The 6,118-nt window shown below is 59.5% G+C and carries 4 protein-coding genes and 3 pseudogenes; all 7 read left to right on the forward strand.

Annotated features, from left to right (window positions below; translation table 11 throughout):
- Nucleotides 1-74: 74 nt before the first annotated feature.
- A pseudogene (locus XpopCFBP1817_RS18895) lies at nucleotides 75-353 on the forward strand (MarR family transcriptional regulator); the annotation flags it as partial.
- Nucleotides 343-1,031, forward strand: a pseudogene (locus tag XpopCFBP1817_RS23795) (hypothetical protein). The pseudogenes XpopCFBP1817_RS18895 and XpopCFBP1817_RS23795, both read left to right, overlap by 11 nt.
- A 95-nt stretch (nucleotides 1,032-1,126) precedes the next feature.
- The gene (locus XpopCFBP1817_RS18905; protein WP_128418280.1) at nucleotides 1,127-1,390 is read left to right on the forward strand and encodes a YlcI/YnfO family protein; all 264 of its coding nucleotides are present in this window, start codon (nucleotides 1,127-1,129) and stop codon (nucleotides 1,388-1,390) included.
- 6 nt (nucleotides 1,391-1,396) lie between these two features.
- On the forward strand, nucleotides 1,397-1,705 hold the full coding sequence (locus XpopCFBP1817_RS18910; RefSeq protein ID WP_115676315.1) for a type II toxin-antitoxin system RelE/ParE family toxin: 309 nt from the start codon (nucleotides 1,397-1,399) through the stop codon (nucleotides 1,703-1,705).
- Between the two features lie 40 nt (nucleotides 1,706-1,745).
- Nucleotides 1,746-2,635 (forward strand): annotated as a pseudogene (locus XpopCFBP1817_RS23800) (restriction endonuclease).
- A 73-nt stretch (nucleotides 2,636-2,708) separates the two neighbouring features.
- Nucleotides 2,709-4,895: a type I restriction-modification system subunit M gene (locus XpopCFBP1817_RS18920; protein ID WP_128418281.1), complete on the forward strand. Its 2,187-nt coding sequence runs from the start codon at nucleotides 2,709-2,711 to the stop codon at nucleotides 4,893-4,895.
- A complete protein-coding gene (locus XpopCFBP1817_RS18925) occupies nucleotides 4,892-5,968 on the forward strand; it encodes a virulence RhuM family protein (RefSeq protein WP_128418282.1) in 1,077 nt (358 codons plus the stop codon). The genes XpopCFBP1817_RS18920 and XpopCFBP1817_RS18925 overlap by 4 nt, the downstream gene beginning before the upstream one ends.
- The last annotated feature ends 150 nt before the right edge of the window (nucleotides 5,969-6,118 follow it).

The raw sequence follows: 6,118 nt of genomic DNA on the forward strand, positions 1-6,118 counted from the left end.
TCAGCTCAACACCAGCTTGCAGATGATCCACCTGGCGTTCCTGGCGTTGCTGCTTAGAAGACTTTGAACAGGCTCTAAGGCCTGGCATTCCTACGGTCTTCGGCGTGCCCCCACTGTCCATTGCCATTTCCAGCTCCCCAGGGGATGCACCGGTGTGGCCAAGCGCGCAGGGCACGGCCAAAGGCCCCAGCTTGTCGCCGTTGTCGGCCGGGGCGCCCAACGCTGCGCTGGCCGACCCTACTTTGCACCAACTGCTGGCGCTACAGGATGCCCTGCGCAGCGGGCGCGCCCGCGAGCGCGCGCTGGCGGCGCGCTATCTCAAGCAGTTGCTGGGGCTTGGCGATGCGGTCTGATGATCCTAATTTGCCACATCCGCTTGTGATCGCAGATGCACTGGGCGAGCTGTGCGAACAGGTGGTCTTCCTCGGTGGTGCGGTTGTTGGTCTGCTGGTTTCGGATCCATTGGCTGACAGCGTCCGTGCCACGTACGACGTCGATGCCGTGGTCGATCTTGAGTGGTCACGATTTCGTGGCATCGAGCAGCGTGTGGAAGCACAGAGCTTTACGCGCGAGATGCATAGCGGTGTTCTCTGCCGCTGGGTGCATGGAGCGTCGGGCGTCATTTTCGACCTGATGCCAGCGGACGTGGGCGTGCTTGGCTTCTCAAACCGCTGGTATACCCATGCTGTAGAGACGGCTCAAGCGGTTGCCTTGAGCGATCTCCTGTCCATTCGGTGGGTGACAGCGACAACATTCGTGGCGACCAAGCTCGAAGCCTTCACTACCCGAGAGGGGGAAGCGACTTTCTTTCCAGTCACGACCTGGAGGACGTACTCAACACTGTTAACGGCCGGGCTGAATTGGTGGAAGAGCTCGCTGCAGAGCATGCAGATCTTCGCCGTTGGGTCGCCGATGTGTTCGCAGCGCTGTTGGACAACCCGGCTTTTGTGAACGCATTGCCGGGACTTTTCGCTGAATCGGCGCGCGCAAGCGTCGTGCTTCAGCGTCGACGGTGTATTGCATCAGCATAGGTGCGGTGGCATTGGCCTAGATCTGCGAAGAAACGATTGAAGCACCGCCGCTCGCTTGCGATGATGCGTTGCACTTGCAACGCACAAGGCATGGCATGAAATCCGCATCTCTTCCATCGCTCCGGGTAGACCCGGCGCTGCGCCAAGCGGCCGAAGCCGTGTTGCAGGAGGGTGAGACGCTTTCCAGCTTTGTCGAGCACTCCGTGCGCGCCCAGGTGCAGCAGCGGCAGCAGCAGGAAGCCTTCATTGCCCGTGGGCTGGCCTCGCGTGACAGCGCCAAGGCGTCTGACCGGTATAGCGACGCGAAGGATGTGCTGGCCGGGCTGCAGTCCCAACTGGACAAGGCGCGCAAGGGCTAAGCCAACGTGGGATTTTCCGTCCGCTTCACGCAGCAAGCGCGCGACGATCTCGCGCGTCTTTACGACTGGCTGCTACAGCGTGCCGAAGGCGACTTCACCGTGGCCGAGCGTGCGCTGCAGGCCATTCGCGATGGCGTCACCGTGCTTGAACTGGCGCCGCTGAGCTGCCGCAAGGCGGGGTTGGCAGATCCGTTCTTGCGGGAGCTGGTGATCGGCTTCGGTGCCAGCGGCTACGTGTTGCTGTTCGAGGTTGAAAGCGATCAGGTCGTCACCGTTTTGGCAGTCAGGCATCAGCGTGAAGACGACTATCATTAAGCACGGCGTTAGCGCCAACGTCGCGCCACAGAGGAAGTAGATGGCCAATATCAGCAGGCGCCGCACGGGGGAACTGACTCGTGCGCTGTTCCATATCCTCAAGACTCAGCCGGAAGGCATGCGCGCCGCAGACGCGCTGGCCGCACTGGAAAAGCAGGTCGTGCTCACCGAGTACGAAGCGGGCGACTACGAAACCGGCGGCCGTCGCTTCGAGAAGATCGTGCGCTTCAGCACCGTGGCGCCGGTCAAGGCCGGCTGGCTGGTCAAGGACAAAGGCATCTGGACCCTCACGCCAGAGGGTGAAGCAGCGCTGCACGCCTACCCGGATCCGGAGCAATTCATCCGTGCGGTCGGCCAGCTGTACAAGAAGTGGAAGAGCGCCCAGCCCGTCGCCGACGAGGTCGACGATCCCGAAGGCGAGCTCACCGAGGAATCGGCCAGCATCACGCTGGAAGAAGCCGAAGAAATGGCATGGGCCGAGATCGAGGCCTACCTCGCTGCGATGCCGCCGTACGACTTCCAAGAGCTCGTACCTCGCTGCTGCGGGCAATGGGCTATCACGTTGCCTGGGTCGCACCGCCCGGCAAGGACGGTGGCACTGACATCATTGCCTACAACGATCCGCTCGGCACCCGCCCGCCGCGCATCAAGGTGCAGGTCAAGCGTAATGCCAACTCGCCGCGGATCGATGTCACCGGCCTGCGCAGCTTTATGGCCGTTCTGGGAGATGGCGATGTCGGCCTGTTCGTGGCCCTGTCAGGTTTTACAAAAGATGCCGACTACGAGGCGCGCCAGTCGCATCGTCGGATCAACCTGATCGACGCGCGCCGGCTCGTGGAGCTATGGACCACGCACTACGCGCAATTGGACGATAGCGCGCGTACCCGTCTGCCGCTCAAGCCAGTGTGGTTCTTGGCCGGTGACGACTAGTAATGCTTCGGGTGAAGCTTTTCCGTCTGAATGACTCAGGCACGTTGGACACAATATTGATTAGCAGGGCGTAATGAAAAATCAGACTCACGAGGAGCTCAAAGGAAAGATCTGGGAGATCGCCAATCGGTTACGCGGGCCTTATCGGCCGCCACAGTATCGTCTGGTGATGCTGCCGATGGTGGTGCTACGCCGTCTCGATTGCGTGTTGGAGCCCACCAAGGCTGCAGTGCTGATACAGCATGAAAAGCTGCTGGCGAAGGACACGCCAGAACAAGCAATGCACAGGCTCCTTGGCAAGGCCGCTGATCCAAAGCGTAAATTTCCGCTGTACAACGTCAGCGCGTACACCTTCGAGAAGTTGCTGGGCGACGCTGAGAATATCGCCCCCAATCTGTCGAACTACATCAATGGCTTCTCGCCAGAAGCGCGACGGATTTTCGAGCGTTTCAAGTTTGGCGATCAGATCGACAAGCTTGATGCAAGCAACCGGCTCTTTACCATCATCAAGGCGATGGCGAACATCGATCTGCATCCAGATCGCATCGACAACCTACAGATGGGTTACTTGTTCGAGCATCTAGTGATGCGCTTCAACGAGCAGGCCAATGAGGAGGCAGGTGACCATTTCACCCCACGTGAAGTGATTCGGCTGATGTCCAATCTGGTATACACCGGCGAGCAGGAGGTCTACAAGCCTGGCATCGTCCGCAGCATCTACGACCCGACTTGTGGCACCGGAGGCATGCTATCTGAGTCGGAGAAGTTCATCCTTGGGCAGAATTCCGCGGCGCATCTACACCTGTATGGGCAGGAATACAACGACGAATCATGGGCCATCTGCTGCTCTGACATGCTGATCAAGGACGAAGACACGGCCAATATCGTCAAGGGTGACACCTTGGGCGATGGCAAGACCAAAGATGGTTTTGAGGGCGAGCGGTTTCATTACATGCTTGCCAATCCTCCGTTTGGTGTTGAGTGGAAGGACCAGAAGACGGTTGTCGAGAACGAGCATGCCAATCACGTCTTCGCCGGTCGCTTCGGCGCCGGATTGCCGGCGATCAATGACGGGTCGCTGCTATTTTTGCAGCACATGATTGCGAAGATGCACCCTTACGAAGAGGGTCATCCTGACAAGCCAGGGTCAAAAATTGCAATCGTCTTCAATGGATCGCCGTTGTTTTCCGGTGATGCTGGGTCGGGACCATCCAACATCCGGCGCTGGATCATCGAGAACGACTGGCTGGACACCATCGTCGCGCTGCCTGATCAACTTTTCTACAACACCGGCATCTATACCTACGTCTGGCTGGTCACTAATCGCAAGCCGGAAGAGCGTCAGGGCTATGCGCAGTTGATCGACGGCACGCGTTTCTTCCGTAAGATGAAGAAAAGCCTCAACAACAAGCGCAACGAAATTTCTGATGAGCAGATTGAAGCGCTGACAGAGCTCTATGGCAACTATGGCGATGGCGAGAGCGCTGATGTGGTCATCGACCACAAGACCGGCGAAAACGAAACTCGTGTGGTGTCTCGTGTTTTTGAGAATCGCGAGTTCGGCTTCCTAAAGGTGACCGTGGAACGGCCGCTGCGGATGAATTTCGAGGCCACGCCCGAGCGCATTGCGCGCCTGTACGAACAATCCACATTTGCCAATCTGGCGACCTCAAAAAAGCGCAAGGACGAAAAGGCTGCGCGGCAGGAAATTGCCGAAGGCCAGGCCATGCAGCAGTGCATTCGTGAGCTCCTCGTCAGACTGGCAGGGAAAGGCCTTTACATGGATCGTGAAGTATTCGAAGCCGATCTTGAAAAGGTGGCAAAGAAAGCTGGCATCAAACTGCCTGCACCTATCCGGAAAGCCATCTTCGCCGCACTGGGCGAGCGCGACCAGCACGCCGAGATATGTCGCGATGCCAAGGGGCGCCACGAGCCCGATAGCGAGCTTCGGGATACCGAGAACATCCCGCTGCCGGAAGGTGCTGAGCTGCCGCTGCCCATGGCCTTTGGTCCGGACAAGCCCAATGATGCCCTGGTCGATGCGTTCCGCGACACCATCGACGACTACATGCGCCGCGAGGTGCTCCCCCATGTAGCCGATGCTTGGGTCGATTACGGCAAGACCAAGGTGGGCTATGAAATCCCGATCAACCGCCATTTCTACGTCTACAAGCCGCCGCGCCCGTTGCCGCAGATCGAGTCCGACATCCGGCAACTGGAAGGCGAGATCGCCGATCTGCTGAAAGGATTGTTGGCATGAGTAAGGGCGTGACTGCCACCAAAGAGGGCGAACTGCTGATCTATGCCGCAGGCGAAGGCGGCATCCGGGTGCTGTTGGCTGGCGAGACCGTCTGGCTGACCCAGGCCCAGATCGCTGCGCTCTACCAGACCACGCCACAGAACATCACCCAGCACCTGAAGGCGATCTATGCCGAGGGCGAGATGGACGAGGCGGCAACCTGTAAGGATTACTTACAAGTTCGCCAGGAGGGTGGGCGTGCCGTCTCCCGCCGGCCCAAGCACTACAGCCTGGAGGCCATTCTGGCCGTTGGCTACCGCGTCCGTTCGGCGCGCGGCACCGAGTTCCGCCAATGGGCCACGGCCCGGTTGTCCGAGTACCTGGTCAAGGGGTTTGTGCTGGATGACGAGCGCCTCAAGGGCAACGCCGGTCCGGCGGATCATTTCGACGAGCTGCTGGCGCGCATCCGCGAGATCCGCGCCAGTGAGGCGCGGGTGTACCAGCGCATCCGCGAGATTTTCGCCATGGCGGTGGACTACCGCGAAGGTGACCAGGCCACGCAGCGCTTCTTCGCCATCATGCAGAACAAGGTGCATTTTGCTGCCACGCAGCTAACGGCGGGGGAGATCATCCGCCAGCGTGCCGATGCCACCAAGCCCAACATGGGCGTCAACACGTGGAAGGGCAGCCGCGTGCTGAAGCAGGACGTGGGTACGGCAAAGAATTACCTGGATGCGCGCGAGATCGACACGCTCAACCGCATCACCGTGATGTTCCTGGACCAGGCCGAGTTCCGCGCCATGCGTCGGCAGGACATCCGGCTGGCGGACTGGGATGGTTTCCTGGACAAGTTCCTGCGCGATACCGAACTGCCGGTGCTGGACAACGCTGGCAAGGTCAGCCGCCAGCAGGCACTGGACTGGGCGGAAGGGCAGTACGACGCGTTTGCGGAGCGGCGGCGGCTGGAGGTGGAACAGGTCGCTGAAGCGCGATATTTGGAAGATTTGCGGGGAGTCGCTGAGGTAATCAGGTCTGGCAAAAGTGCAGAAGAGACTCGCGTCTCTAAAAGCAAGCGTAGGAGCAAAGAAAAATGAGCTACTTCGCTGGCAGTGATCAGTTGCCCGCCTGGGTTGGAAAGCCTCCGAAAGAGTGGAAGACGGATTGGCTTAAAGGAGCCTCTAAAAACCCCAGCAATCTGCCATCATTGACTTGACGCCCTGCCAGCGGAGAACGACAGACATGAT

The sequence above is a fragment of the Xanthomonas populi genome, assembly GCF_002940065.1.
GTDB classification, from domain to species: Bacteria; Pseudomonadota; Gammaproteobacteria; order Xanthomonadales; family Xanthomonadaceae; genus Xanthomonas; species Xanthomonas populi.